We start from the raw sequence: 25,071 nt of genomic DNA on the forward strand, positions 1-25,071 counted from the left end.
TCGGCTCCCCCGTGTCAGGCGGTCGAATTCGAGGTAGATGTCGGGAGGACGAAAACACATGGCGGCGAACAACGCTGGAGCCGGCGCGATGACGGTGGAGGACCTGCCCCGGTTGCTCGCCGGGGTGACCTCGGTCGAGCCCGAGCGAGTCGCACTCGTACTCGGCGACACGACGGTCACCTACATGCAGCTGAAGTCCGAGATCGAGACGCTCGACGCCGCGATGGGCGGGGTACTCGGGATCGACTCGCTGGTGCCCGTGGTGCTCTCCAACCTCGTTCCGGGCTTGCTCGAGTCGGCCGAGCACGGGGGACTGCCGGGCGTGCTCGACCGCCTGTTCGCGGACGCCGCCGAGGTCCTCGGCGACGGTGCGTCCGCGCCGGAACCGACCGCCGACACGCTCGCATCGCGCTTCGACCTCCAGGTTGCCGCCACCCCCGACGCGGTGGCCCTCGAGTTCGGGGGCGAGTCCCTCACCTACGCCGAGTTCGACGCCCGCGCCAACCGTCTCGCGCGGCACCTGATCTCGCTCGGTGTCGGCCCGGATTCGATGGTGGGCCTGGGCATCCGCCGCTCGCTCGACCTCCTGGTCGGCATGTACGCGATCGTCAAGGCCGGCGGCGCGTACGTTCCGCTCGACCCCGACCACCCGGCCGACCGCCTCGGCTACGTGCTCGACATCGCCTGCCCGACCGTGATCCTCACGACCACCCGGGACGGCCTGACGGTCGATACCGCGACGCCCGTTCTCGCGATCGACACCCTGGACGTCGACGGACTGTCGGCCGACCCGGTCACCGACGACGACCGCCTGGCGCCGCTGTCGGAGGACAACGTCGCATACGTGATCTTCACGTCCGGCTCGACCGGCCGCCCCAAGGGCGTCGCCGTCGGGCACCGTGCGATCGTCGCGAACCTGCGGTGGCGCCAGAGCATGTACCCGATGACCGCAGACGACGTGGTGCTGCAGAAGACGCCGTTCACGTTCGACGTGTCGGTGTGGGAGTTCTTCTGGCCGTTGCAGGCCGGCGCGCGGCTGGTGATCGCCGCCCCGGACGGCCACCGCGATCCGGCGTACCTCGCACGGATCATGGTCGATCGCGGCGTGACCGTCGCGCACTTCGTGCCGTCGATGCTGTCGGTGTTCGTGGCGTTCCTGGAGAGCGAAGCGACGGGGGATCCGGCACAGCCGACCGCGGCGACCGTCACCGCCCTGCGCAACGTGTTCGCGTCGGGTGAGGCCCTGCCGCCGCAGACCGCCGCGCGGTTCCGGGAGATCTCGGGTGCGGCGCTGCACAACCTGTACGGCCCCACCGAGGCTGCCGTCGACGTCACCTACCACGAGGCGACGGCCGCCGACACCGCGACGGTGCCGATCGGTCGCGCCGTCGCCGACACCGACCTGTACGTGCTCGACGAAGGCCTGCGCCGCACGCCGGTCGGGTCCGAGGGCGAGCTGTACCTCGCGGGCGTCCAGCTCGCGCGCGGCTACCTGCAGCGCCCCGACCTGACGGCCGACCGGTTCGTCGCCGACCCGTACGGCGCGCCCGGCGACCGCATGTACCGCACCGGCGACCTCGTGAAGATCGGGGCATCCGGCGAGCTGGAGTACGTGGGCCGCACCGACTTCCAGGTGAAGCTGCGCGGCCTGCGCATCGAACTCGGCGAGATCGAGTCGGCGCTGCTCGACCACGCGGCGGTGTCGCAGTCCGTCGTGATCGTGCACTCGGACCCCGACCTCGGCGACCACCTGGTGGCGTACGTCGTCACCGACGGCGGCGCCCCGGTCGACCGGGACGAGCTCGCGGCGGCGGTGGGTGCCCGGTTGCCGGAGTACATGATTCCGTCGCTGTTCGTCGCGCTGGCCGAGTTCCCGCTGAACGCCAGCGGCAAGCTCGACCGCAAGGCGCTTCCGGCGCCGGACTTCTCGTCACTCGCCCGCGAGTACCGCGCCCCGAGCACGCCGACCGAGGAGATGCTCGCGGCGACCTTCGCCGACGTGCTGGGCGCCGAGCGTATCGGCGTCGACGACGACTACTTCGCGCTCGGCGGCAACTCGCTCAGCGCAACTCGCGTCCTCGCGCGCGTCAGCGCCGACCTCGGTATCCGGATCGACGTCCGCGACTTCTTCGACGCACCGACCGTCGCGCAGTTGGCGGCGCTGGTCGACTCCCTCGTCGCCGCGGGTGGGGACACCCGCGCGCCGCTGGTCGCGCAGGCCCGCCCCGAGACGGTCCCGCTGTCGCTCGCGCAGCAGCGGATGTGGTTCCTCAACCGGTTCGACACCGCGTCCGCGGTGAACAACATCGTCGTCGCGATCCGCCTGTCGGGCGCGTTGGACGTCGAGGCGCTGCGCGGCGCCGTCGCCGACGTCGTCGAGCGTCACGAAGCACTGCGCACCGTCTTCCCCGAGCACGACGGCGCAGCGCACCAGGTGATCCTCCCGGCCGACGCGGCCGCCGTGGAACTCGACGCGGTGCCGGTGGACGAGTCCGACATCGCCGCCGCTGTCGCCGAGACGATCTCGCGCGGATTCGACGTCACCGCCGAGGTGCCGCTGCGGGTGCGCCTGCTCGCGGTCGCGCCCACCGAGCACGTGCTCGTGGTCGTCGTCCACCACATCAGCGCCGACGGCTTCTCGATGGGCCCGCTCACTCGCGACATCGTCACCGCCTACGCCGCCCGCTCGGCCGGTGCCGCGCCGGCATGGGCGCCGCTCGCGGTGCAGTACGCCGACTACGCGCTGTGGCAGCGCGAGGTTCTCGGCAGCGAGGACGACCCCGAGTCGCTCATCGCCCGCCAGGTGGACTACTGGCGCGGCGCGCTCGCGGACCTGCCCGACCGTCTCGACCTCCCCGCGGATCGTCCGCGACCGGTGGTGGCGACGAATGCGGGTGCGTCGTACCGGTTCTCGATCGATGCGGACCTGTCGTCTCGGCTCGACGTGGTCGCGCGCGAGCACGGCGCGACCACGTTCATGGTGGTCCATGCGGCGCTGTCGGTGCTGCTGGCCCGGCTGAGCGGCACCTCGGACATCGCGATCGGCACCCCGGTCGCGGGCCGCGGCGAGGCCGCGACGGGCGACCTGATCGGCATGTTCGTCAACACCCTCGTCCTGCGCGCCGAGGTGTCGGGCGAGCGTTCGTTCGCCGACCTGCTGACGGCGGTCCGGGCCTCCGACCTCGAGGCGTTCACCCACGCCGACGTGCCCTTCGAGCGCCTCGTCGAGGTCCTGAGCCCCGCGCGGTCCCAGGCGCGGCACCCGCTGTTCCAGGTGGTGCTGTCGTACCAGAACATGGACCGGACCGAACTGGTGCTGGGCGACCTGACCGTCGCGGGTGTCGACTTCGACGCCGCCGTCGCGAAGTTCGACCTGGCCGTCACCCTGGCCGAGTCCGAGTCCGAGTCCGGGACAGGCGGTCTGGATGTGGACCTCACCTACGCGACCGACCTGTTCGACGAGTCGACGATGCGCACGTTCGCCGACCGCTTCGTGCGGGTGCTGGCGGCCGTAGCCGCCGACGCCGACGTGACCGTCGGTGACATCGACGTCCTCGACGCGACCGAGTCGTCCGCGCTGACCGCCGCGACCGACGGCACCGGCCCGGAACCGGTGCTGCTGCCGCAGATCCTCGCGGCCGCCGCGAGCACGGATCCGTCGACGGTCGCGCTCGTCGCGGGCGACGAGACGGTGACCTACCGCGAACTCGACGAGCGCTCGTCCCGGCTGGCGCGGGCCCTGATCGCGCGTGGCGCCGGACCCGAGGACGTGGTCGCGATCGCGCTGACCCGCTCGATCGAATCCGTCGTCGCGGTGTGGGCGGTCGCGAAGACCGGTGCCGCGTTCGTGCCCGTCGACCCGCACTACCCGGCGGACCGGGTGGCGCACATGGTTTCGGACTCGCGCGCGGTCCTCGGCGTCACGCTCGCCGAGCACGCGCCGGGCCTGCCGGCCGCGCTGCCGTGGCTCGTGCTCGACGACGAGTCGACGACGGCGGAGGTCGCCTCGGCGTTGTCCGCGCCGGTGACCGACGCGGACCGCGTCCGCCCGCTGCGCGTTGCCGATCCCGCCTACGTCATCTACACGTCGGGGTCGACGGGTGTGCCGAAGGGTGTCGTGGTGACGCACGCCGGTCTGGCGGCGTTCGCGGCCGAGCAGGTGGAGCGGTACGGCATCGAGTCCGGTTCGAGGACTCTGCATTTCGCGTCGCCGAGTTTCGACGCGTCGATCCTCGAGTTGCTGATGGCGTTCGGGGCGGGGGCGACGATGGTGATCGCGCCCACGTCGATCTACGGCGGGCAGGAGCTCACGGAACTGCTGGCGGCTCGTCGCGTGACGCACGCGTTCGTGACGCCGGCGGCGTTGGCGTCGGTGGATCCGTCCGGTCTGGACGCGCTGGGTGTGGTCGTCGTCGGTGGCGAGGCGTGCTCGGCAGATCTGGTGGCCCGCTGGGCGACCGGGGGCCGGCGGATGTTCAACGCGTACGGCCCCACCGAGGCGACCGTGGCATCGAACATCTCGGATGCTCTCGTGCCGGGCGAGCCCGTGACGATCGGCCGCGCGATCCGCGGGGCCACCGCGTACGTGCTCGACTCCCGCCTGCGGCCCGTACCCGCCGGCGTGCCCGGTGAGCTCTACCTTGCCGGCGCCGGTGTGGCGCGCGGCTACCTCGGGCGCCCCGGCCTCACCGCGGAACGGTTCGTCGCGAACCCGTTCGGGGCGCCGGGCTCTCGCCTGTACCGCACCGGTGATGTCGTGCGGACGGGCGCGGACCGGGTGATCGAGTACGTCGGCCGCGCCGACGACCAGGTGAAGCTGCGCGGCTTCCGCATCGAACTCGGCGAGATCGAGTCGGTCCTGTCCGCCCACGAGGCCGTCTCCCAGGTGGCGGTCCTGGTGATGCGTGAGCAGTTGGTGGCGTACGTCGTGGCGGCCGACGGCCGTTCGATCGACGCCGCCGAGCTCAAGGAGTTCGCGGGCCGCTCGCTCACGTCGTACATGGTGCCCGCGGCGGTGCTGGTGCTGGGCCGCCTCCCGCTCACGGGCAGCGGCAAGATCGACCGGAAGGCGTTGCCGGAACCGGAGTTCGAGGCAGCGGAGTTCCGCGCGCCCACCACCCCGGTGGAGCAGGCGGTGGCGTCGGTGTTCGCCGACGTCCTCGGCGCCGACCGGATGGGTCTCGACGACGACTTCTTCGCCCTAGGTGGCAACTCGCTCCTGGCGACTCAGGTGGCGGCGCGACTCGGCGCAGCTCTGGACACCACGGTTCCGGTTCGGGCGCTGTTCGACGCGTCGACCGTCGCAGCACTGGCGTCCCGCGTGTCCGGGTCGGCTGGCGACCGGGTGAAGGCGCTCGTGGCCGGTCCGCGGCCGGAGCGGATCCCGCTGTCGCTCGCGCAGCAGCGGATGTGGTTCCTGAACCGCTTCGAGCCGGAATCGGCGGTGAACAACATCCCGTTGGCGATCCGGCTGTCCGGTGCGCTCGACGTCGAATCCCTCTCGGCGGCAATCGGTGACGTCCTCGAGCGGCACGAGTCGCTGCGCACCGTGTTCCCCGAGATCGACGGCGTCGGCTACCAGGCGATCCGGGCGGTCTCCGACATCGCCACGGCCCTGCTCGCCGGCGCGGTCGCCGAGGCCGAGTTGCCGGGACGCATCGGGGAGCTGGTCACGGCCGGGTTCGACCTGGCCACCGACATCCCGGTGCGGGTGCGCCTGTTCACCGTGTCGCCCACCGAGCACGTCCTCGTCCTGGTCGTGCATCACATTGCGGCCGACGGCTTCTCCATGGGCCCGCTGACCCGCGACGTGATGACCGCATACGCGGCCCGGGTGAACGGTCTCGTTCCGGACTGGGCGCCGCTGGCCGTGCAGTACGCGGACTACACCCTGTGGCAGCGCGACGTGCTCGGCTCGGAGGACGACACCGAGTCGGCGATATCGGGGCAGATCGGCTACTGGAGCTCGACGCTCGCCGGTCTGCCGGGCCAACTCGATCTGCCGTCCGACCGGCCCCGTCCGGCGGTGGCGTCCAATCGCGGTGCCTCGCACCGATTCACGATCGGATCCGACCTGCGTGCGGCGATCGATGCGATTGCCACGGCACACGGTGCGACGCCGTTCATGGTGGTGCACGCGGCGTTGTCGGTGCTGCTGTCGCGACTGAGCGGTACCTCGGACATCGCGGTCGGCACGCCTGTCGCGGGCCGTGGTGAGGCGGCGCTCGACGATCTGATCGGCATGTTCGTCGGCACCCTGGTGCTGCGGTCCGACGTCCGGCCGGACCTCACGTTCGCGCAGTTGCTCACCGACGTCCGTGCGGCAGACCTCGCCGCGTTCGATCACGCCGACCTGCCGTTCGAGCGCCTCGTCGAGATCCTCGATGTCGAGCGCTCGCAGTCGCGCCACCCGCTGTTCCAAGTGATGCTGACCCTGCAGAACCTCGGGCAGACGGACCTCGAGCTTCCGGGCCTGACCGTGTCCGGGGTGGACATGGATACCCCGGTCGCGAAGTTCGACCTGCAGGTGACCCTGTCGGAGACGTCGGACGGTCTGTCCGTGGACCTGACGTACGCCACGGATCTGTTCGACGCGTCGACGATGCGGGTGTTCGGGGAGCGCTTCGTTCGGGTGCTGGAGTCGGTGACCGCGGATCCGGCCGCGGTGGTCGGGGACCTGGAGTTGCTGGACGGTGCCGAGCGGTCGCAGGTTCTGGACGTGTGGAACGCGACTTCGCATGTCGTGCCGGACGCGACCCTGGTGGACCTGTTCGAGCAGCAGGTCGTCCGGACGCCGGATGCGACGGCCGTGGTGTCCGAGGCAGGAACGCTGACCTACGGTGAATTCGCTTCTCGGGTAAGGCGTCTCGCCCGCCACTTGATCGGTGTCGGAGTGGGCCCCGAATCCTTGGTGGCGGTCGCGATGGGGCGCTCGGTGGATCTGCTCGTCGCAGTTCACGCCGTATCGGCCGCGGGTGGCGGTTACGTCCCGATCGATCCCGATCAGCCGGCGGAGCGGAACGGGTACGTGCTCGAGTCTTCGCGTCCGGTGCTGGTGCTGAGCACCACCGGTGACGCGGACGTCGACGCGGGCGCGGTCCCGGTGGTCGACGTGGACACGCTCGACCTGTCCGCGTACTCCGATGCGCCGATCGTCGACGCCGACCGTGCGGCGCCCCTGCGGGGTGCGTCGACGGCATACGTGCTGTTCACGTCGGGTTCGACCGGGCGGCCGAAGGGCGTGACCGTGCCGCACACGGCGGTCGTGAATCTGTCGTCGTGGATGCAGGCCGAGTACGGTCTCGGGGCGCTCGACCGGGTGCTGCTGAAGACGCCGTTCACGTTCGATGCGTCGGTGTGGGAGCTGTTCTGGCCGTTGCAGACCGGTGCGAGCGTGGCGGTGGCGTCGCGCGATGCGCATCGGGATCCGGCCGCTCTGGCCCGGGCGATCCGCGAGCAGGCGGTGACGGTGGCCCAGTTCGTGCCGTCCGTCCTGGACGCGACGATCGACCATCTCGACGCGGACGCCGCGGCGTCGCTCACCCGGGTGTTCTGCGGTGGCGAGGCTCTGTCGCCGCGCACGGTGTCGCGGCTGCGTCGGGTGACCGGTGCGTCGGTGCACAACGTGTACGGGCCGACCGAGGTGACCGTGCAGGCGACCCGGCACGAGGTGGGGGCATCGGACGCCGCCGGCGTGCCGATCGGTGCGCCGGCGTGGAACACGTGTGCCTACGTGCTGGATGCGCGGTTGCGTCCGGTGCCGGCAGGCGTTCCGGGTGAGTTGTATCTGGCGGGCGCGCAGCTGGCGCGCGGGTACGTCTCGCGTGCGGATCTGACGGCGGATCGGTTCGTGGCCGACCCGTTCGGGGCCGCGGGTGAGCGGATGTACCGCACGGGTGATCTGGTGCGCTGGAACGCCTCCGGTGAGCTCGAATATTTGGGCCGCACGGACTTCCAGGTGAAGCTTCGGGGTCTGCGGATCGAGCTGGGCGAGATCGAGACGGCGCTGTTGGCATTGCCGGAGATCGCGCAGTCGGTGGTGCTGGTGAAGTCCGATCAGCTGGTCGCGTACGTGGTGGCCGATGCGTCGCTCGATGTCGCTGCGGTGAAGGCGGAGCTGTCGCGGTCGTTGGCGTCGTACATGGTGCCGGCGGTGTTCGTCGTGTTGGACGCGTTCCCGCTGAACGCGTCGGGGAAGTTGGATCGGAAGGCGTTGCCGGCGCCGGTGTTCGAGGCCAAGGCTTTCCGGGCGCCGACGACTCCGGTGGAGGAGATCGTCGCGGGCGTGTTCGCCGACGTCCTCGGTGTCGAGCGGGTCGGGCTGGACGACGACTTCTTCGCGCTGGGCGGCAATTCGCTGGTCGCGACGCAGGTGGTGTCTCGTCTGGGCGCGGCGCTGGATGCCCAGGTTCCGGTGCGGGTGCTGTTCGAGGCGTCGACCGTCGAGACGCTGGCCGCGGGGATCGCGCGGCTCGGCTCCGGCCGTCGCACGCCGCTCGTGCCGCAGGACCGCCCGGACCGGATCCCGCTGTCGCTGGCCCAGCAGCGCATGTGGTTCCTGAACCGTCTGGATCCGGACTCGGCGGTCAACAACGTCCCGGTCGCCATCCGCCTCGAGGGCAGCCTCGACACCGGTGCGCTGCAGGATGCGCTGCGTGACGTCGTCGCACGGCACGAGTCGCTGCGCACGGTGTACCCGGATGTCGACGGGGTGGGCACGCAGGTGATCCTGCCCGCCGACGCCGTCGCACTGGACCTCACGCCGGTGTCGCTGCCCGAGACCGACCTGGTCTCGCGGATCGGGTCCCTCGCCACCGCCGGCTTCGACCTGTCCGCCGACGTGCCGGTGCGCGCCCAGCTGTTCCGGGTCGCACCCGACCAGCACGTGCTGGTCCTCGTGGTGCATCACATTGCGGCGGACGGCTTCTCGATGGGGCCGCTGACCCGCGACGTGATCGTCGCGTACGCGGCACGTTCGACCGGTGAGACACCGTCCTGGGCGCCGCTCGCGGTGCAGTACGCCGACTACGCGCTGTGGCAGCGGGAGACCCTCGGCAGCGAGGACGACCCCGAGTCGCTGATCGCGCAGCAGGCCGGGTTCTGGACCTCGGCGCTCGCCGGGCTGCCCGAGCAGCTGGATCTGCCGTCGGATCGCCCGCGTCCGGTGGTCGCGTCGAATCGTGGTGCGTCGTACCGGTTCCCGATCGACCCCGAGACGAGTTCCGCGATCGAATCGGTGGCGCGCGCCCACGGTGCGACGCCGTTCATGGTGGTCCACGCGGCGCTGTCGGTGCTGCTGGCGCGGCTGAGCGGTACCTCCGACATCGCGATCGGCACCCCGGTCGCGGGTCGTGGTGAGGCCGCGCTCGACGACATCGTCGGCATGTTCGTCAACACGCTCGTCCTGCGCACCGAAGTCGACGGCGCACAGTCGTTCACCGACCTGCTCGCCGGCGTGCGGTCCGTCGACCTCGACGCGTTCGAGCACGCCGACCTGCCGTTCGAGCGTCTCGTCGAGATCCTCGACCCGGAGCGCTCGCAGGCGCGGCACCCGCTGTTCCAGGTGGCGCTCGCCTTCCAGCGCGGCCTGAGTTCCGGGCCTCGGACGCTGCCGGGCCTCACCGTTTCCGGTGTCGACATCGACATGGCGCTGGCGAAGTTCGACCTGCAGGTCACCGTCGCCGACGACCCCACGGGATCGGGTCTGGCGGTCGAATTGACCTATGCGACCGATCTGTTCGACGAGCCGACCGCGCGCACGTTCGGGACGCGATTCGTCCGTCTGCTCGCGGCGCTGACGGCGGACCCGGCGACGCCCGTCGGCGATGTCGAGATCCTCGACGACGACGAGCACGCGCGGCTGATCTCCGTCGACGGTGGCCCGGTGCCGCCGCTGCGCACCCTGGCCGAGATCCTCGCCGGTGGTGTCGGAGCCGATCCGGCCGCGCCCGCGGTGAGTTGCGGCGGGACCACGCTCACCTACCGGGAGCTCGACGAACGGTCCAGTGCCCTCGCCCGCGAACTGATCGACCGTGGTGTCGGACCGGAAACGGTTGTGGCGCTGTCCTTCCCGCGCTCGTGGGAGATGGTGCTGTGCGTGTGGGCGGTCGCGAAGACCGGTGCCGCCTACGTGCCCGTGGACCCGACCTACCCGGCCGACCGGATCGCCCACATGGTGACCGACTCGTCCGCGGTGCTCGGCATCGCGGACGCCGTCGAGTCCCTGCCCGACGCGGTCTCGTGGTGCTCGCTGACCGCACTCGAGCAGGCGGCATCGGCGGCCGGTCGCTCGACCGCCGCGGTTCGTGACACCGACCGGCTGCGGGCGCTGCGCCTCGATCACGTGGCGTACGTGATCTACACCTCGGGTTCGACCGGCAAGCCGAAGGGCGTCGAGGTCACCCACCGCGGACTGTCGGGGCTGGTGAGCCAGTCCGCCGAGCTGTACGAGGTGACCGCGTCCGACCGGGTGCTCCACGTCTGTTCGCCGAGCTTCGACCCGTCTGTTCTCGAGTGGACGCTGGCGGCGTCCGCCGGTGCCGAGCTGGTCGTGGTGCCGCCGTCGATCCTGGGCGGCGAGGAGCTGCACGCGCTGCTCGCGGAGCGCTCGGTGACGGTCGCGCTCATTACCCCGGCAGTGCTCGGGTCGATGGATGTCGAGGGACTCGACGAGCTGCGGCTGCTGTCGGTCGGTGGTGACGCCTCGACCACCGAGCTGGTCGGTCGATGGGCGCGCGGTCGCCGATTCTTCAACGCGTACGGTCCGACCGAGACGACGATCATCTCCACGCGCGGAGAACTCTTCGCGGGCAAGCCGATCACGATCGGTGGCCCCACCCCGGGTGTCGGTGCGTTGATCCTCGACGCCCGGCTGCGGCCGGTCCCGGTCGGTGTCACGGGTGAGCTGTACCTCTCGGGCGAGGCCCTGGCCCGTGGCTACCACGGTCGCGCCGAGCTGACGGCGGACCGCTTCGTCGCGAACCCGTTCGGCGGGGCCGGGGAGCGCATGTACCGCACCGGTGACGTCGTCCGGTGGGCGGAGGATCCGTCCGGAGACCTGTCCATCGAGTACGTGGGACGGTCCGACTTCCAGGTGAAGGTGCGCGGCTTCCGCATCGAACTCGGCGAGATCGACGCGGCGCTCACCGACCATCCGGCGGTGTCGTTCGCGACCACCGTCGGCCACACGCTGCCGTCCGGGCAGACGGCGCTGGTGTCGTACGTGCAGGCCGACGCCGTGGACCCCGCGGTGCTGACGGCCCATGTCGCGTCGCTGCTGCCGTCGTACATGGTGCCGGCGTCGATCATCGTCCTGGACACGGTCCCGCTCACGCCGGTCGGCAAGCTGGACCGGCAGGCGCTGCCGGCGCCGGTGTTCGAGACGAAGGAATTCCGTGCACCGGGCACCGCGGCGGAGGAACTCGTCGCATCGGTGTTCGCGGACGTCCTCGACGCCCCGCGGGTGGGCCTGGACGACGACTTCTTCGACCTCGGTGGCAACTCGCTCGTCGCGACGCGGGTCGCGTCCCGACTCGGTGCCGCACTGGGCGTGCGTGTTCCCGTGCGTGAGCTGTTCGAGGCCTCGACCGTCGAGGCGCTCGCGGCGCAGCTCGCGGTGCTCTCCGGCGACGGCCGGCCCGCGCTGGTGCCGCAGCCGCGCCCGGAGCGGATCCCGCTGTCGTTGGCGCAGCAGCGCATGTGGTTCCTGAACCGCCTCGATCCCGACTCGGCGGTCGACAACATTCCGCTCGTGCTCCGGCTCACCGGCGCGCTCGACACCGCGGCGCTGCAGGCCGCGGTCGCCGACGTCGTCGACCGGCACGAGTCGCTGCGCACCGTGTTCGTCGACGTCGACGGTGTCGGATACCAGGACGTGCGCGCGTCGAGCGCGCCGGATGAGCTGCTGTCGGTGGACGCCGTTGCCGCGGAGGCCCTTCCCGGCCGGATCGTCGAACTCGTCGGGACCGGATTCGACCTGACGAGTTCCCTGCCGATGCGCGCGCGGCTGTTCGCGGTGTCGGCCACCGAGCACGTCCTTGCTCTCGTGGTGCATCACATTGCGGCGGACGGCTTCTCGGTGGCACCGCTCGCGCTGGACGTGATGACGGCGTACGCCGCCCGCGTGAACGGCGCGGCCCCCGCATGGGCTCCGCTCGCGGTGCAGTACGCGGACTACACGCTGTGGCAGCGGGACGCGCTCGGCGCGGACGACGATCCGCAGTCGGTGATCGCGCGCCAGGCCGAGTACTGGAAGACCACGCTGGCCGGCCTGCCCGAACAGTTGGACCTGCCCACCGATCGTCCTCGGCCCGCGGTGGCATCGAACCGCGGCGGCGCGCACCGTTTCTCGATCGGCGCGGGCCTGCGGGCCGATGTCGACCGGGTCGCGCGCGCGCACGGCGCGACGCCGTTCATGGTGGTGCACGCGGCGCTGTCGGTGCTGTTGGCGCGGCTGAGCGGGACGTCGGACATCGCGATCGGCACCCCGGTCGCGGGTCGCGGCGACGCGGCACTCGACGACCTGGTGGGCATGTTCGTCAACACGCTGGTGCTGCGCACCGACGTCGACGGCGGACGCACGTTCGCCGACCTGCTCGGTGAGGTCCGCACGACCGATCTGGCCGCGTTCGGCCACGCCGATCTGCCGTTCGAGCGTCTGGTCGAGATCCTCGACCCGGAGCGGTCGCAGGGACGGCATCCGCTGTTCCAGGTGATGCTGACGTTCCAGAACCTGGCCCGCGCCGAATTCGCGCTCGGTGACCTCACCGTCACCGAGTTCGAGCACGACGACGCGACCGCCAAGTTCGACCTCCAGGTGACGGTCCAGGAAGCCGCCGACGACGGTTACGCGGTGACGCTCACCTACGCCACCGACCTGTTCGACGCGTCGACGATGCGGGCGTTCGGGGAGCGGTTCGTGCGGGTGCTGGAGTCGGTGACCGCGGATCCGGCCGAGGTGGTCGGTGACGTGGAGTTGCTGGACGGCGCCGAGCGGTCGCAGGTTCTGGACGTGTGGAACGCGACTTCCCATGTGGTGCCGGATGCGACCCTGGTGGACCTGTTCGAGCAGCAGGTGGCCCGGACGCCGGATGCGACGGCCGTCGTGTTCGAGGGCGAGTCGCTGACCTACCGCGAGTTCGCGGCGCGGGTGCATCGTACGGCGCGGTATCTGATCGCCGAGGGTGTCGGCCCGGATTGCCTGGTCGGCCTGGGGATGCGGCGTTCGCTGGATCTGCTGGTGGGCATGTATGCGGTGCTGGCCGCCGGTGGTGGGTACGTGCCGGTGGATCCGGATCAGCCGGCGGAGCGCAACGGGTACATCCTCGAGACCGCGAATCCGGTTCTGGTTCTGAGCACATCGCGTGACGCGACCGACCTGTCGGTGGCGACTCGGGTCGTCGCGCTCGACACGGTCGACGTGTCCGGGTTCTCGGATGCGGCGGTCTCGGATGCGGATCGTGGTGCGGTGCTGTGTGGTTCGAACACCGCGTACGTAATCTTCACGTCGGGTTCGACGGGGCGCCCGAAGGGTGTCGCGGTTTCGCATGCGGCGATCGTGAATCGTCTGGTGTGGATGCAGGCCGAGTACGGTCTGTCGGCTGGCGATGTGGTGTTGCAGAAGACGCCGTTCACGTTCGACGTGTCGGTGTGGGAGTTCTTCTGGCCGTTGCAGGTGGGTGCGCGTCTGGTGGTGGCGTTGCCGGATGGTCATCGGGATCCGGCGTATCTGGCGCGGGTGATGGTGGAGCAGTCGGTGACGGCGGCGCATTTCGTGCCGTCGATGCTGTCGGTGTTCGTCGCCGAACCTGCGGTGCGTCAGGTCGATTCGCTTCGCCTGGTGTTCGCGTCGGGTGAGGCGTTGCCGGCGCAGACGGCGGCGCGGCTGCGCGATGTGGTGCCGGGTGCGGCGTTGCACAACCTCTACGGTCCGACCGAGGCCGCGGTGGACGTGACGTTCCACGAGGTGACCGAGGCCGACGCGGCGAGCGTGCCGATCGGTGCGCCGGTGTGGAACACGCAGTTGTTCGTGTTGGATGGTCGGCTGCGTCCGGTGCCGGTGGGTGTTCCGGGTGAGTTGTATCTGGCGGGCGCGCAGTTGGCGCGCGGGTACGTCTCGCGTGCGGATCTGACGGCGGATCGGTTCGTGGCCGACCCGTTCGGGGCCGCGGGTGAGCGGATGTACCGCACGGGTGATCTGGTGCGCTGGAACGCCTCCGGTGAGCTCGAATATTTGGGCCGCACGGACTTCCAGGTGAAGCTTCGGGGTCTGCGGATCGAGCTGGGCGAGATCGAGACGGCGCTGTTGGCATTGCCGGAGATCGCGCAGTCGGTGGTGCTGGTGAAGTCCGATCAGCTGGTCGCGTACGTGGTGGCCGATGCGTCGCTCGATGTCGCTGCGGTGAAGGCGGAGCTGTCGCGGTCGTTGGCGTCGTACATGGTGCCGGCGGTGTTCGTCGTGTTGGACGCGTTCCCGCTGAACGCGTCGGGGAAGTTGGATCGGAAGGCGTTGCCGGCGCCGGTGTTCGAGGCCAAGGCTTTCCGGGCGCCGACGACTCCGGTGGAGGAGATCGTCGCGGGCGTGTTCGCCGACGTCCTCGGTGTCGAGCGGGTCGGGCTGGACGACGACTTCTTCGCGCTGGGCGGCAATTCGCTGGTCGCGACGCAGGTGGTGTCTCGTCTGGGCGCGGCGCTGGATGCCCAGGTGCCGGTGCGGGCGCTGTTCGAGGTGTCGGCGGTGGAAGGCCTTGCGGGGCATGTCCAGTCCCTCATCGGTGGGGGAGCGCGGAAGGCGTTGACGGCCGGGCCGCGCCCGGAGCGGATTCCGTTGTCGCTCGCGCAGCAGCGCATGTGGTTCCTGAGCCGCCTCGACCCGGAGTCGGCGGCGTACAACATCCCGCTCGCGATGCAGCTCACCGGCTCCCTCGACACCGAGGCGCTGCGGGCCGCCCTGCGGGACGTGCTGGCGCGGCACGAGGTGCTGCGCACGTACTACCCGGAGGGACCCGAGGGCGCGTACCAGGCGATCCTGCCCGTCGACGGCGTCGACGTGGACCTCGCGCCGGTCGCCGTCGAGGACGAGGCCGACGTGCAGGCTCGGGTGGCTGGACTGCTCGGCCGCGGCTTCGACGTCACCGCCGGAGTTCCGCTGCGCGCCGCACTGTTCCGGCTCGCGGACGAGGTCCACGTGTTCGCGTTCGTGGTCCACCACATCAGCGCGGACGGTGTCTCGATGGCGCCCATGGCACGGGACCTGATGGCGTCGTACGCCGCCCGCAGCCAGGGCCAGGCCCCGCAGTGGGCGCCGCTCGCGGTGCAGTACGCCGACTACAGCCTGTGGCAGCACGACGTCCTCGGCTCGGCCGACCAGCCGGGCACCGTGGCCGCGGAGCAGCTCGAGTTCTGGTCCCACACCCTGTCCGGTGCGCCGGATCTGCTCGAGCTTCCGACGGACCGCCCGCGTCCGCCGGTGCAGTCCATGCGGGGCGCCGAGATCGGATTCACGATCCCGGCGGGTCTGCACACCGCGCTCGAATCGATTGCGCGTGAGCAGGGTTCGTCGCTGTTCATGGTCACGCATGGTGCATTGGCGGTGCTGCTTGCCCGCCTCGCCGGTACCTGGGACGTCACCGTCGGCACCCCGATCGCGGGTCGCGGCGACGCCGCCCTCGACGACCTGGTCGGCATGTTCGTCAACACGCTGGCGCTGCGCACCGAGCTGACGTCGTCGATGACGTTCACCGAGGTCGTGGCGCGGGCGCGGGAGACGGACCTGTCGGCGTTCGCCCACGCGGACGTGCCGTTCGAGCGGGTGGTCGAGGCCGTCGCGCCGGCACGCTCGACTTCCCGCCATCCGCTGTTCCAGACGGTGCTGTCGTTCCAGAACCAGCAGCAGGCGGCGCTCGAGCTGCCGGGGCTGACGGTCGACGGTGTCCCGGGCGTCGAGTCGGCGGCGAAGTTCGACCTCCAGTTCACCCTGGTCCCGATGCCGTCGGGCGAGCTCGAGGCGCTGCTGACCTACGCCACCGACCTGTTCGACGCGTCGACGGCGCAACTGATCGGACAGCGCTTCGTGCGCGTCCTCGAGGCCGTCGCCGCCGATGCGTCGACGGTGGTGGGCGACATCGAGATCGCGTCCGACGAGGAACGCGCTCAACTGCTGGGCGGGTCGGCGTCCGGGCGTCCGACGGCCGATGCCGGTGCCGGTGCGGTGGCACCGAGCGACACCACGGTGCCGCAGGCGCTGGCCGCGGTGGTCGAGGCGGATCCGGAGGCCCCGGCCGTCGCCGACGACGGGGACGAGACCACCTACAGCGAACTCGCCGCGCGGGCCGCGCGGCTGGCCCGGGTGCTGATCGCCGAGGGCGTCGGCCCCGGCCACCGGGTCCCGGTCGCGCTGCCGCGGTCCGTCGACGCGGTGGTCGCGGCGTGGGCGGTGCTCGAGTCCGGTGCGGCGCTCACCCCGGTCGACGTCCGGGACGTGCGCGTGGACGCAGGGTCGGATCTGCTCGCGAAGGTCGGCATCACTACGTCGGCGCACGTCGACACGCTGCCCGACACCGTGAAGTGGATCGTGCTCGACGCCGACCGTGACCGCGTCGACGCGCAGTCCGGCCGGCCCGTCACGTACGCCGAGCGGATCCGACGCCTCGCCCCCGAGGATCCGGCAGTCGTCACCGCCGACGGAACGCTCACGCTCACCCACGGGCAGGTCGTCGCGCTCGCCGAGCGCGACCGCGAGCGGTACGGGATTACCTACGAATCGCGGACCGTGTGCAGCGAACCCATGACCAGCGTGTGGGCCGTGACGGAACTGCTCGTATCCGCGACCGCGGGTGCCGTGACGGTCGTCACCGAGCTACCGGACGGTAACGCCACCGATGTTCTGGCCGACGAATGGGTGACCCACGCCTTCCTGTCGGGCGCCTGCGTGCAGGACCTCGACGCCGACGAACTCGAGGATCTCGAGGTTCTGGTGCTGACCGGCGGACGACCCGCCGGAGAGCTGCCGGATGTCCGGCGGGTCGTTGCCGACGCGGAGGCGTGGTCGGTGTGAGGCGATAATGATTGTTCGTTTGCCCGGCGATGTAGGTGTGAGGGAAAGAGTCACTGTGGTGCGTTGTGAAATGCCGACGAGCGGTACCCGAGGTGTTCGGAACGCATGAGCGAGCGGAGTCGGGAGCTGAGCGCAGAGGACACGGGCAGTAGCGAGGGCAAGCGGGCGAGGCGTCCGCGGCCCGAGCGCAGGGAACGACCGGCACGCCGGAACCGCTCCCGCTCGACCACACTGCCGCAGCTCCTGGCAGCCGCCGTCGAGCGTGACCCGTCGGCCACCGCGCTGGTGTGCGGCGACCGCACCCGCTCGTACGAGGACCTCGACGCGTGGTCCTCGCGGCTTGCCCGCGTCCTGATCGAACGGGGCGTCGGCCCGGGCGATCTCGTCGCCGTCGCCGTGCACCGGTCCATCGAGTCGGTGTCGTCGGTGTGGGGCGTCGCGAAGTCGGGCGCCGCGTTCGTGCCCGTCGACCCGAACTACCCGGCCGACCGGGTCGCTCACATGGTGACCGATTCCGGTGTCGTGGTGGGTCTGACGACCGCCGAGGCGCGGGAATCGCTGCCGGACACGGTCGAATGGCTCGTCCTGGGCGACGAGTTCGACCGCCTCCTCGCCGAGCGCTCCGCGGACCCGGTCACGTTCGCCGACCGCACCCGGACGCTGACGGACGCCGACCCGGCGTACGTGATCTACACCTCCGGGTCGACCGGCAAGCCCAAGGGTGTCGTCGTCACGCAGGCCGGTCTGGGTGACTTCTGCGCCGAGCAGGTCCGGAGATACCAGCTCACTCCGCAGTCCCGGACACTGCACTTCGCGTCACCGAGCTTCGACGCCTCGGTGCTCGAACTGCTCCTCGCGATCGGCGCCGGTTCGACGATGGTGATCGCGCCGCCCACCGTCTACGGCGGTGACGATCTCGCCGAACTCATTGCGACGCAACGCGTCACCCACGGATTCGTGACGCCCGCCGCGCTCGCTTCCGTCGATCCGGCGGGACTCGACACCTTCTGCGACGTCGTCGTCGGTGGCGAGACGTGCCCGCCCGACCTCGTCGCGCGCTGGGCCGCACCGGGCCGCCGCTTCTTCAACGGCTACGGGCCCACCGAAACAACGATCATGACGGCGATCTCGGATCCGCTCGCCCCCGGCGAGCCCATCACGATCGGCGGCCCCACCCAGGGCATGTCACTGGTGGTGCTCGACGATCGCCTGCGCCCGGCCCCGGTCGGCGTGGCCGGTGAACTGTACGTGTGGGGTCCGGGTGTCGCCCGCGGCTACCACGACCGGTTCGCGCTCACCGCCGAGCGATTCGTCGCATGCCCGTTCGGGGAACCCGGACAGCGCATGTACCGGACCGGTGACGTGGTGCGGTGGAACACGAATCAGCAGATCGAGTACGTCGGACGCTCCGACTTCCAGGTCAAGATCCGCGGCTTCCGCATCGAACTCGGCGAGATCGACGCCGCGTTCGCCGATCACGACGATGTCGACTTCGCGGCGACCGTCGCGCACGAATCCACCACGGGGAGCAAGGTTCTCGTCTCCTACGTGCATCCCGTCGCCGGCCGCCGGGTCGACACGGCGGCGCTGATCGAGTTCGTCGGCCGTTCCCTGCCGCGGCACATGGTGCCGGCGACGGTCATGGTGCTCGACGAGATCCCGCTGACCCCGGTCGGCAAGCTGGACCGGCAGGCGCTGCCCGCACCGGTGTTCGAGGCCAGGGAGTTCCGGGCCCCCACCACCGCGGCCGAGGACCTCGTCGCGTCCGTGTTCGCGGACATCCTCGACACCCCGCGGGTGGGACTGGACGACGACTTCTTCGAACTCGGCGGCAACTCGTTGATCGCGACCCAGGTCGTCTCGCGCCTGTCCGCGGCCGTCGGCGCACAGATCCCCGTGCGCGCGGTGTTCGAGGCGTCCACCGTCGAGGCCCTCGCCGCGCACGTCGCCGACGCCTCCGGCGGCGATGCCCGCCCGGCACTCGTTGCGGGAGAACGGCCCGAACGGATTCCGTTGTCGCTGGCGCAGCAGCGGATGTGGTTCCTCAACCGCCTCGAGCCGGACTCCGCGGTGAACAACATCCCGATCGCGGTCCGCCTGTCCGGCGACCTGGACGTGGCCGCACTGCGCGCCGCCGTGCTCGACCTGATCGCGCGGCACGAATCGCTGCGCACCGTCTACCCCGACCGGTCCGGTGTCGGGCACCAGGTGATCCTCCCGGTCGGACAGCCGCTGCCGGGTGTCGACCTCGAGCCGGTCGCCGTCCGCGCCGACGACGTCGCCGCGCGTGTCGTGGCCGTCGCGACGAGCCGGTTCGACGTCTCGGACGAGGTGCCGCTGCGGGTGCGCCTGTTCGCGGTGTCGCCGACCGAACACGTCCTCGCGCTGTCCGTCCACCACATCGCCGCCGATGGCTCCTCGATGGGCCCGCTGGTCCGCGACGTCATCACGGCGTACACCGCCCGCGCGGCGGGGGCGCCGCCGCAGTGGGCGCCGCTGCCCGTCCAGTACGCGGATTACGCACTGTGGCAGCGCAACGTGCTGGGTGCCGAGACCGATCCGCAGTCGCTGCTGTCCCGGCAGATCGCCTTCTGGCAGGAGCGATTGGCCGGAGTCCCGGACCAACTCGACCTCCCTACGGACCATCCGCGACCGGCCCACCAGTCGTACGCGGGCGCGACGGTCGGGGCCGACGTGGACGCGGCCACGCACCGGGCACTGGTCGAACTCGGCCGTGTCCACAATGCGAGCCCGTTCATGGTCATGCACGCGGCCCTCACGGTCCTGCTGGCCCGGCTGTCCCGGTCCGACGACATCGTCGTCGGCACCCCCATCGCGGGCCGGGGCGACGCCGCCCTCGACGCCCTGGTCGGCATGTTCGTGAACACCCTCGCCCTGCGGGCGCGGATCGACCCGGCCGAGCCCTTCGCCGACCTGCTCGCGCGGGTGCGCGCCGCCGACCTCGACGCCTTCGCCAACGACGACGTGCCGTTCGAGCGTCTCGTCGAGGTCCTCAACCCCGTGCGCTCGACGTCACGGCACCCGCTCTTCCAGGTCGGGTTCTCCTTCCAGAACATGCGCATCGGTGCGCTCGCCCTTCCCGGACTCGAGGTCTCGCCGCTCGACGTCGACCTCGACCTCGCGAAGTTCGACCTGCACGCGACGATCGCCGACAACACGGACGACGACGGGACCCCGGCGGCGTTCGCGGTCAACTTCACGTACGCGACCGACCTCTTCACCGAGGCGACCGTGCGGCGGATCGCGCAGATGTACGTGCGGATCCTGCGCGCCGTGGTCGCCGACCCGTCCACGCCCGTCGGCGACCTGGACATGCTCGATCCGGTCGAACGCGAACGCGCACTGACCGAGTGGAACGCCACGGACCGCCCGTTGGACGCGGGCGCGACGCTCGCCGATCTGTTCGACGCGCGTGTCGCCGCGGCACCGCACGCGCCCGCGCTGGTGGCCGAGACCGAGCGCCTGACCTACGTCGAGTTCGACACCCGGGTCAATCGCCTCGCACGCCGCCTGATCGCGATGGGCGTCGGACCCGAGACCCGGGTCGCGCTGGCGATGCGCCGGTCCGTCGAGTTGCTCGTCGGCATGTACGCCGTCGCGAAGGCCGGCGGCGCCTACGTGCCGATCAATCCGGACCACCCCGCCGACCGCACCGGGTACATCCTCGAGACGGCGCAGCCGGTCTGCGTACTCACCACCGCGCGCGACGGTTTCGAGACCGACGAGCACACGCCGGTGCTGCACGTGGACACCGTCGACGGCAGCGGGATCGCGGACGGACCGGTCGTGGACCGCGAACGCACCGCGCCGCTGCGGGCCGGCAATACCGCCTACGTGATCTTCACGTCGGGCTCGACGGGACGCCCGAAGGGTGTCGCCGTCAGCCACGCCGCCGTCGTCAACCAGCTCGAATGGAAGCGCGCCGAGTACGGCCTCGGCGCGTCCGACGCGGCCCTCCTCAAGACGGCGGCGACGTTCGACCTGTCGGTGTGGGAGTTCTGGTCCGCACTGACGTCGGGCGGACGACTCGTCGTCGCCGCCGCGGACGGGCACCGCGACCCCGGCTACCTCAACGCGCTGATGCGCCGCGAGCAGGTGACGACCCTGCACGTGGTGCCGTCGATGCTCCAGGCGTTGCTGGTCGAGTCGGGGGACCGGCTGCCCGAGTCGCTGCGCCGGGTCCTGGCGATCGGCGAGGTCCTGCCGGCCGACACGGCCGCTCGGTTCGCCGCCACCAATACCGCCGAACTGGTCAACCTCTACGGCCCCACCGAGGCCGCGGTGTCCGTGACCGCACAGCGCGTCGGCGCCGTCGACGGCGCCGCGGCGGTACCGATCGGCCGCCCCGAATGGAACACCCGCCTGCTCGTGCTCGACGGCCGGCTGCGTCCGGTGCCCGTCGGCGTGCCCGGCGAGCTGTACCTCGCCGGCGCGCAGCTGGCCCGGGGGTACCACGGTCGCGCGGCACTCACCGCGGACCGCTTCGTCGCGGACCCGTACGGGCCCGCCGGCACCCGGATGTACCGCACCGGCGACGTCGTCGCCTGGCGAGCCGACGGCACCCTCGACTACGTGGGGCGCGCCGACTTCCAGGTGAAGCTGCGGGGCTTCCGGATCGAGCTCGGCGAGATCGAGACTGCCCTGCGGTCACGCGCCGACCTCGCCGAGGCGGCCGTCACCGTGCGGAGCGACGACCGGTCCGGCGACCGGCTGGTGGCGTACGTCGTGTCGGCCGACACCGAGCCCCTCGACACCGCCGCACTCGCAGCGGACCTCGCGGCGACCCTCCCGTCGTACATGGTGCCGTCGGTGTTCGTCGAACTCGACGCCCTGCCGCTGAACGTCAACGGCAAGATCGACCGCAAGGCGCTGCCGGCGCCGGCGGTGGAGCCGCGGCAATTCCGTGCCCCGGTCACGCCACACGAGATCGCGGTCGCCGGTGCCTTCGCGGACGCGCTCGGGGTCGACAAGGTCGGGCTCGACGACGACTTCTTCGAAATCGGCGGCAATTCTCTCGTCGCCGTGACCGTCGTGGCCGCGCTGCGCGACGCCCTCGATGTCCCGGTGCCGCTGCAGTGGATGTTCGTCGATCCCTCGGTCGAGAGCATCGCCGCGCGGATCGAATCCGGCGCACAGGCCGCCGCGGGGGAGGACGACTCCTCCGGCCTCGGCGTGGTGCTGCCGGTGCGCTCCGCGGGAACCTCGGAGCCGCTGTTCTGCATCCACCCGGTCACCGGGCTGTCGTGGGGCTTCGCCGGACTCGCCGGGCATGTGAGCGATGACCGCCCGATCTACGGAATCCAGTCGCCGGCGCTGTCCGAGGACATCGAGCTGCCCGCCACCATCGAGGACTGGGCCGCACTGTACGTCGAGCGGATCCGGCGGATTCAGCCGAGCGGCCCGTACCACCTCGTCGGCTGGTCCCTGGGCGGATCGATCGCCCACGCCATGGCGGTCCAGCTGCGCGCCATGGGCGAAGCGGTGCCGACCCTGGCCATGCTCGACAGTCATGTGCTCGACCCGCAGACGGACGTCGTCGAACACGAGGACCCGTCGCTCGCCGACCTCCTCGGCGAGTTCGCGGTAGAACTCGCGGGCGGCGACGTCGCCCTCCGAGAGCTGGATCCGGGGCGCGTCCACACCATCCTGCGCAGGCTGCCGGCACCGTTCGACAGGATCGCCGGGCGATGGGAGCGCATTCTCGAGGGCATCTCGCACTCGTTCGCCCTGCTCGACCGCTACCGACCGGGCGACTTCGACGGAGATCTGCTCTACTTCCGAGCGAGCAGGGGCGAGATCGACGGCGTGGACGGGTGGCGCGGGTCGGTCCGCGGATCGGTCGACGTGGTCCCGGTCGCTGCCGGACACTGGCAGATGACCTCGCCGGAGGCACTCGACGTGGTCGGGTCCGAACTCGACCGCTACCTGCGCCGCTGAGCGGAGAGCTGCACGGAACACCATGGCCGGTCCACTCGGAAGAGTGGACCGGCCACGGTGTTCCGGTGCCCGATCAGCAGGGAGCCGAACCCGGGGTGCTCGGATCGAGGGCACGCCGCACCAGGAACGTCGCCCGGGGATCTTCGGTGAGCCCCACGTGCGAGATCGTCGCCCCCGGGCAGCTGTCCTGGACCCATTCGTTGCGTACCGACCCGGCGCCGGGAACGAGGAACGACCCCTCGGGCGGCGTCACGACCGCATCGGTCCGGGACGCGATGACCGTGTAGGTGATGCCCGGCATCGTCTCGCCGACGGCGTTGAGGTCGGCGAGGAACCGGGAGCCGATCAGCTGCTGATACGACGCGAGCCCGATGCTCAGCCCGGCGAGCACTTCGTTCGTGCGCTCGTCGGTGACCCCCAGCGAGGTGAACGCGTCGATGAGACGCTGCTGGCCGTTGAACGTGGTGCCATGCGTGGTGGGGCCCAGCATCACGAGGCTGTGCACCTTGTTGCGCGACGGATCGACCGGGTCGGCTCCGCCCTCGAATCGCAGGTACTGGCGGGTCATCGTGCCGCCCTGGGAGTGACCGACGATGTCGACCTGAGCGGAGCCGGTGCGGGCGCGGACGGTGTCGACGAATCCCGCCAGTTCGCGGGCGGAGGCGCGGATGTCGCCGCTGCCCCAGGACTGCGCCGCCACGCCGTAGTTCAACGCGAATACGCAGTACCCCTCGCTCCGCAGGCTCGGGGAGATCGTGCCCCAGGTCTCCTGCATGCTCATGCCGGTCCCGTGGACGAGGATCACCGGCCGAGGATGCTGCGGGGACGGGCGGCAGGACCAGTCGTTGGCGCCGGCGGGGGCCCCTTCAGGGGAGACGACCTGGTTCGCGGCCGGCGCCGTCAGTTCGGCGCTTCCCGGCGCCGGATCGGCTGACGCGGCGGCCGGCTGGAGACCGACCGCACCGAACAGGACCGCGGCGGCAGTCGCGAGGAGGCGCGCCGACCGACGGCGTCGAAGGACCATTCTGGGTGCTCCTGAAGAGGGGAGGAGAGGTGATTCGCTGAGATTGATATCAGACGAAAAGGGCATACCTACCCCAAAGGGCAGGTGAAAATCAGGATGATTCCGGATGACAGGTCGACTCGGGCAACGGCGAGACACCCCGACCGCGAGGAGCGACGGGTCTGGACGCCGAACGAACCCTGCTCAGCCCGTCTCGGCGGCGCGCCGGTAGCCGCGGATGGCGGGATAGACGAAGACCGCGATCATCCCGAACGACCAGGCGAGCGTCTGCAGCACCGGCACCAGTGTCGGTCCGCCGAGCGCGAGTGCCCGCATCGCGTCGATCGCGCACGACATCGGCTGCGCCGCGACGATCGGTTGCAGCCACGTCGGGTACGCCATCACCGGCACGAATCCGGAGTTGAAGAACATCAGGAGGGTGCAGCTGATCGAGACGAGCTCGACCAGCGGCGCATCGCCTGCGACGGTGGCCAGCGCCGTCACCATCATCGCGAAGCCCATTCCGAAGATGATCGGAAGCAACAGCAGCAAGATGCTCGGCAGGATTCCCTGCGTCAGGCGGAAGCCGAGCACGAACCCGACCGCCAGGATCACGAGGGTCGTGACGAAGACCCGCACGGCCTCCGCCATCATGCGGCCGACGAGACCCGCGGCGCGATGGATCGGCAGCGTCCAGAACCGTGACAGCAGACCCGTCTTCCGTTCGGCCCGTAAGCCGACGGCACTCACGATCGAGCCGAACATCGCGCCGATGAGGATGATCATCGGAACCTGGCCGTAGACGGCGGGCTGACCCGTCGCCGCGGTCACGGTGTTGCCGATGACGATCCGGAACATCACCAGTGTCAGAGCCGGGTACAGGAGCGCCTGGATCATCGTGGACGGATCGCGCGACCAGCGCATCAGCAGCCGCTTGCACTGGATGAGGCTGTGGGTCCACAGCGCCCTGGCGGACGACTCGGGCCACGTCTCGTTCGGCAGCGGGAACGCGAACATGCCGTCAGCGGACGGGCTCGCGGTCATCGTGGACTTAGCG

The 25,071-nt window shown here is 70.8% G+C and carries 4 protein-coding genes; 2 read left to right on the forward strand and 2 right to left on the reverse strand.

The features are described 5' to 3' along the window. Positions 1-58 precede the first annotated feature (58 nt). Positions 59-17,053: a non-ribosomal peptide synthase/polyketide synthase gene (locus ABI214_RS20050; RefSeq protein ID WP_348604243.1), complete on the forward strand. Its 16,995-nt coding sequence runs from the start codon at positions 59-61 to the stop codon at positions 17,051-17,053. 105 nt (positions 17,054-17,158) lie between these two features. After that, on the forward strand, positions 17,159-23,011 hold the full coding sequence (locus tag ABI214_RS20055; RefSeq protein ID WP_348604244.1) for an amino acid adenylation domain-containing protein: 5,853 nt from the start codon (positions 17,159-17,161) through the stop codon (positions 23,009-23,011). A gap of 73 nt (positions 23,012-23,084) precedes the next feature. On the opposite strand, the gene ABI214_RS20060 is transcribed toward ABI214_RS20055, so the two are convergent. Next, positions 23,085-24,035 carry an alpha/beta fold hydrolase gene (locus tag ABI214_RS20060; protein WP_348604245.1) on the reverse strand — a complete coding sequence of 317 codons (951 nt, stop codon included), beginning with the start codon at positions 24,033-24,035 and terminating at the stop codon, positions 23,085-23,087. A gap of 183 nt (positions 24,036-24,218) precedes the next feature. Beyond that, complete coding sequence (locus ABI214_RS20065) at positions 24,219-25,058, reverse strand: ABC transporter permease (protein ID WP_408586501.1); 840 nt, start codon at positions 25,056-25,058, stop codon at positions 24,219-24,221. Between the last annotated feature and the right edge of the window lie 13 nt (positions 25,059-25,071).

Source organism: Prescottella soli, from assembly GCF_040024445.1.
Lineage (GTDB): Bacteria > Actinomycetota > Actinomycetes > Mycobacteriales > Mycobacteriaceae > Prescottella > Prescottella soli.

Excerpts from the sequence above, each read along its gene's own strand:
- ABI214_RS20065 (WP_408586501.1), bottom strand. The coding sequence starts at position 25,058 with ATGACCGCGAGCCCGTCCGCTGACGGCATGTTCGCGTTCCCGCTGCCG.
- ABI214_RS20055 (WP_348604244.1), top strand. The coding sequence starts at position 17,159 with ATGAGCGAGCGGAGTCGGGAGCTGAGCGCAGAGGACACGGGCAGTAGC.
- ABI214_RS20060 (WP_348604245.1), bottom strand. The coding sequence starts at position 24,035 with ATGGTCCTTCGACGCCGTCGGTCGGCGCGCCTCCTCGCGACTGCCGCC.
- ABI214_RS20050 (WP_348604243.1), top strand. The coding sequence starts at position 59 with ATGGCGGCGAACAACGCTGGAGCCGGCGCGATGACGGTGGAGGACCTG.